This is a genomic window from Mycobacterium sp. (genome assembly GCF_044370595.1).
Lineage (GTDB): Bacteria > Actinomycetota > Actinomycetes > Mycobacteriales > Mycobacteriaceae > Mycobacterium.
In genome coordinates, this window is record NZ_JBILVF010000217.1 from 1 (window position 1) to 4,110 (window position 4,110).

Genomic DNA, 4,110 nt, shown 5'->3' on the forward strand with positions numbered 1-4,110 from the left:
GTTCAACGTTCCCAGCTCCATCAGGCCGCTGCGGTAAAAGGGGTCGATGGCGGCCAGTGCCCGCCGGGCGTCGCCGTCTGCGCCGATGATTCCCACCCCGGCGAGCACCGAGATCGGGTCGGTGTCGACAACCGCAATCACCGCCTCGCCCGCTTGGAAGCCGGCAGCGGGTTGCCATGGCCGGTAGGGGGATCGGGGTTCCAGGACGCTGATGAGTGCGTCCTTCCATGGCGTGCCGCGGACGACGTTGACCCGGGTGACACCGGTGAATCTGTCCCTACTTCTCACTGCGCATCCCCTCGCTCTCCGGATCCAACTGCGTCATCTCGCCGTTCATGTCGCGGCCCTTCAGATACGCGCGGCCCTTCAGATACGCGCGGCCCTGCACAACGTCGGTCTCAAGGACCTCGCCGCCCTGCCCTGTCCGCCCCAGGGCCCGTCGTGCACCGTCCTGCGCCAGCTCGCGGGTGCCGAAGTACCACATCGCCCGCCACTGGTCGATGCGTTCGCGTTTGACGACCACCACCCACACCGGCCCGGGCCGTTTGACGCTCGTGTGCACACTCGTCCCTCGGGCCTTCCGATCGGAGCTACCCCAGGTGACCCGGAGCTCGCCGGTATCCGAAGGGTCGTCGGTGGTCTGCAGAAACTGATCGACGTCGGCGGTGAACGCCTCCGCCAGCTCCGAAACCGACTCGCCGAGAAGCGCTCTGGCCTCGACGTCGGCCTGGATAACTGCTTCTAACGTCGCCGACAACCCCTCCAGCACCGCCATCTCCGCCGGCGTGACGGCGTAGGCGGCGGCGCCGTCGATATTGAACCTGGCTCGGTGCACGGTTTCAACGAATCGGTCACTGCCGACCGCTTGGGCGGCCCGGTTGATCCAGCCGAGAGCGGCGAAGCTGAATTCCATCAACGGTGGATGGCGGCGCGGGGGATAGGGCCACGGCAGTTTCTTGTCGTTGTTGATGTGTGCACCTTCCGTGTGTGGGGTCGACAACACTGAGAGACGCTGGCTCAGGTCGACGAATCCGCCGACCGCCACAGTCTCAAAGGTGTTGTGTGAATTGGCCGCCGTCCGGCTCTGCTCGACCAGTCAGGGAGGAGGATGCAGGCAACAGCGGAGTCCCCATTATAGCAAAATGAGGTGCGTGATTCCAGCCGCGCAGCTAAACGCTTCACGGTTCGAGTCCGCCGTGATCATGCGCTGAGCAAGACGGTTTCGGCTTCGGCGGCACGCCGACGGAACTCCGCGGCAAACGCGCTGGCGAGCCCGCCCGCTCGTTCGCGATACGCGCCGGCCGACAATTCGCTGTCGCCCTTGACGTAGCGGGATGCCAGCCGCGCCAGGGCGTCGGCGCCCTCATTGAGAGGCTCGCCCTGATGGCTACGGATCCACCGAATGTCCAGACGCTCACGGTTGAGGTACATCCGCCGGCTGGCAGTCACCAGGCCGGCCGTCTTCCCGCCGGCCCGCTCGGTGATGTAGCCCCTCGGCAGGAGGTCCTCGCCGGCCATCCATTTGCGTGCCATGGACACCGCGTGGCTGTTGTCGCAGAACACCGTCAGACGGCGGCGGGTCAATCGGCGGACCGCGTCGTCGATGGCGCGCAATTCGGCCACCAACGCCGACTCGGGTCCGATGATGGTTTTGGTGTCGATCCGACCGCGCAGGCCGTACTGGCCGTCGGAGGCCAGCCACCCGTTGCCGGAGAACCTACCGCGCACCGACCCGTCGGCGGAGACCACGAGCGGCGGCAAGGAGAGGTCCTCGGGCTGGGCCGGCGCAGCTTCGACGGCCGCCAACCCGCAACGGGCCGCAGCCATCAACTCGGCGTCGTCGCGCGATGGCCCCTGCACGGTGCACTGCGGAAGGGCGGCCCTGATCTCCTTCTGGTAGGTCCACACCGCACTTCTGCGCGGCAACTTCACCAGGAACCGAAGTCGATCCTCGAAGGGGATGTCGCAGCGGATCTGGACAAAGGCGTCCAGCAGAGCCGCGTCGGCCGAGAGTGCGGGGATTGTGCCCGACCATTCTTGATCGGTGTACTTCTCCACCGCGTGGAAGGCGAAGTCGTCGCCGTCGGCGGGCTGCACTGCGACGGCGACCACCCGGGTCGCGCGGACGCCCGACCAGCAAGTCTCGATGCACGGCGGTTCGATGGTCATGGTGAATTTCCCCCTTTTCCGAATGACTTCTGGGCGAGGGTAAAGGGGGGGTCTGACATTGGATGCGGTGATGGCGGCTCCACGGCAGCAGTCACAGCCCGGCGACAGTCTCAAGCGACTGGTCCCGGGTGCGGACCCGGAATCTGTCGGTGGGCCAACCTAGAATGCAGTTGCTTCACGAGACACCGTCGCCAAGCTCCGACTGGGCGGTGCGCCAACCCCACGCTCGTGGGTGGCTCGGATGACGAAGCGGCCCGCACCGACCGGTGCGGGTAAGAGCGCCCCGTCGCGGGGCCGGGACCACCCGGAGGGGGAAGTGTGACCGAACAGAATCGGCTCGACCAGTTGGGCTCTGCGTATCCGGCAGAGCAGGCCGTCAGCATGCTGCGTGAGGTGGTCGACGATCAAGTTCAGAGTGCCGGATCGGATCATCCCCGAACCCTCACGGCCAGAGAGGATCTCGCCGAAGCCCTCGTCCGGGCCGGCCGCCGCGATGAGGCCGTTGCGGTGTACCAGACCTTGCATGCCGACCTCGAGCAGATTCTGGGGTGCGACCACGCGGCCACCGTCGCCGTGCGGGCGGCCCTCGATGGGCTGGTGCGGTCATGACCAGCTACGGAGAACTCCGCGGGAACGCGTCGGTGTGGCCGTGTGTCGTCAACCGCGGTTACATGATCGACTCGGAATTCCAGGAGGGAAGCTTCCTGGCCGACTACGCCAAGCGAGGTAAGTGGGTCAGGGTCCTTCAGATGCTCCATCCCGATAACCACCTGATCAACGTCAACCAGTCCGCACCCGGTGACGGCTCAAAGTCCGCGGTCCTGCACCGTGCCGCCGAACTCGGGGCGCCCGATGACGTCGCGGAAGCCCTACTGGAGCGCGGCGCGTTCCGGTCACTGCGCAACGCCGATGGCCAGATACCGTTCGAGATCGCCGTGGCGGCCGCGCAGTCGCCGTCGATGCTGGAGTTACTGCGGCCCGGGGCATCCCCGTTCGGCGCCGAGGAGTTGACCCGGCTCGATGCGATCGTCGCCGACGTGATCGACCACTACATCCAACCGCTGTTCGGCAGCCACGACCTCGGCAAGATCCTGCGCTACCCGCCGGTGGAGGTGCTCCATGAGGCACAAGGCGGGGAGTTGTGGATGCAAGTGCCCCGCATGATGGGTGGCTTTCGGATCATGTTGGGCGACGGACAGGTCGAACTGCTCGGCGGCTACCGGCGGTTCGATGATGCCGGCGAGGTGCACGTGACAACGCATCGGTTCGTGGTGACGACGTCGGGCTGGGAGATGGTGGATGAGTCCTCGACCTGACGTCGTACCCGCCCGATGAGGCCGAGAAGACGAGCAGTGAGCGAACATCAGCTCAGTGCACTCAAGAGCTCCGAATGCATTGTCTGGTAAGCGATTGTCTAGTTCAGACAACGCCGGGACCGGAGAACGCGCAACTGCTCCGTCCCTGCGCGTCGGTGACATTCGCCGAATCCGCCGGTACACTCAAATCAGCTTCACGAGACACCGTCGCCAAGCTCCGACTAGGCGGTGCGCCAACCCCACGCTCGTGGGTGGCTCGGATGACGAAGCGATCTGCACCACACCGGTGCGGGTAAGAGCGCCCCGTTCATCGGGGCCCGGAATACCCGGGAGTTGGTATGACTGGAGATCCCTTCGCGTTCAGCGCTAGCGACAACGCGATTCGTCAACGAATCAAAGAGTTGAGCGTGCACATTCCCTGCGGTGGGCTGCGGGGTCCGCAGCCGAGTTGGCGGTGGCAGTCCTGCCGTTGCGAGGACAACCCGGTGAAATGGGTGGGCCACGACGTCTCCCGTGCGAAGGATCTCTGCATCATCTGCTTCCGTGACACCGCGGGTGGTCCGTCAAAGTGGTCGTGGCTCGCCTGCGACCATTGCCGCAAGGTCAACACGGCGATCGAACAGCG

At 65.7% G+C, this 4,110-nt stretch carries 4 protein-coding genes, 2 pseudogenes and 2 riboswitches; of the genes and pseudogenes, 3 read left to right on the forward strand and 3 right to left on the reverse strand.

All coding sequences use genetic code 11. From position 1 onward, the window contains the following. The 3 genes and pseudogenes from ADBZ5N_RS17720 to ADBZ5N_RS17730 all read right to left on the reverse strand — a co-directional run. A pseudogene (locus tag ADBZ5N_RS17720) lies at positions 1 to 288 on the reverse strand (hypothetical protein); the annotation flags it as partial. Beyond that, a complete protein-coding gene (locus tag ADBZ5N_RS17725; protein ID WP_526259720.1) occupies positions 278 to 1,045 on the reverse strand; it encodes a hypothetical protein in 768 nt (255 codons plus the stop codon). The gene ADBZ5N_RS17725 and the pseudogene ADBZ5N_RS17720, both read right to left, overlap by 11 nt. A gap of 155 nt (positions 1,046 to 1,200) precedes the next feature. Next, the gene (locus tag ADBZ5N_RS17730) at positions 1,201 to 2,169 is read right to left on the reverse strand and encodes an RNase H family protein (RefSeq protein WP_526259722.1); all 969 of its coding nucleotides are present in this window, start codon (positions 2,167 to 2,169) and stop codon (positions 1,201 to 1,203) included. A gap of 173 nt (positions 2,170 to 2,342) precedes the next feature. Then, positions 2,343 to 2,454, forward strand: a riboswitch (SAM riboswitch). A 33-nt stretch (positions 2,455 to 2,487) separates the two neighbouring features. Here ADBZ5N_RS17730 and ADBZ5N_RS17735 point away from each other — a divergent pair. The 3 genes and pseudogenes from ADBZ5N_RS17735 to ADBZ5N_RS17745 form a co-directional block, all read left to right on the forward strand. Next, positions 2,488 to 2,778 carry a tetratricopeptide repeat protein gene (locus ADBZ5N_RS17735; RefSeq protein ID WP_526259724.1) on the forward strand — a complete coding sequence of 97 codons (291 nt, stop codon included), beginning with the start codon at positions 2,488 to 2,490 and terminating at the stop codon, positions 2,776 to 2,778. Next, entirely contained in the window at positions 2,775 to 3,485 is a 711-nt protein-coding gene (locus ADBZ5N_RS17740) for an ankryin (protein WP_526259726.1), read from the forward strand. Before ADBZ5N_RS17735 ends, ADBZ5N_RS17740 begins: the two co-directional genes overlap by 4 nt. Before the next feature lie 192 nt (positions 3,486 to 3,677). After that, a riboswitch (SAM riboswitch) is annotated at positions 3,678 to 3,790 on the forward strand. Between the two features lie 33 nt (positions 3,791 to 3,823). Then, positions 3,824 to 4,110 (forward strand): annotated as a pseudogene (locus tag ADBZ5N_RS17745) (hypothetical protein); the annotation flags it as partial.

Coding starts and splice junctions, on each gene's coding strand:
- ADBZ5N_RS17730 (WP_526259722.1), bottom strand. CDS start 2,169: ATGACCATCGAACCGCCGTGCATCGAGACTTGCTGGTCGGGCGTCCGC.
- ADBZ5N_RS17740 (WP_526259726.1), top strand. CDS start 2,775: ATGACCAGCTACGGAGAACTCCGCGGGAACGCGTCGGTGTGGCCGTGT.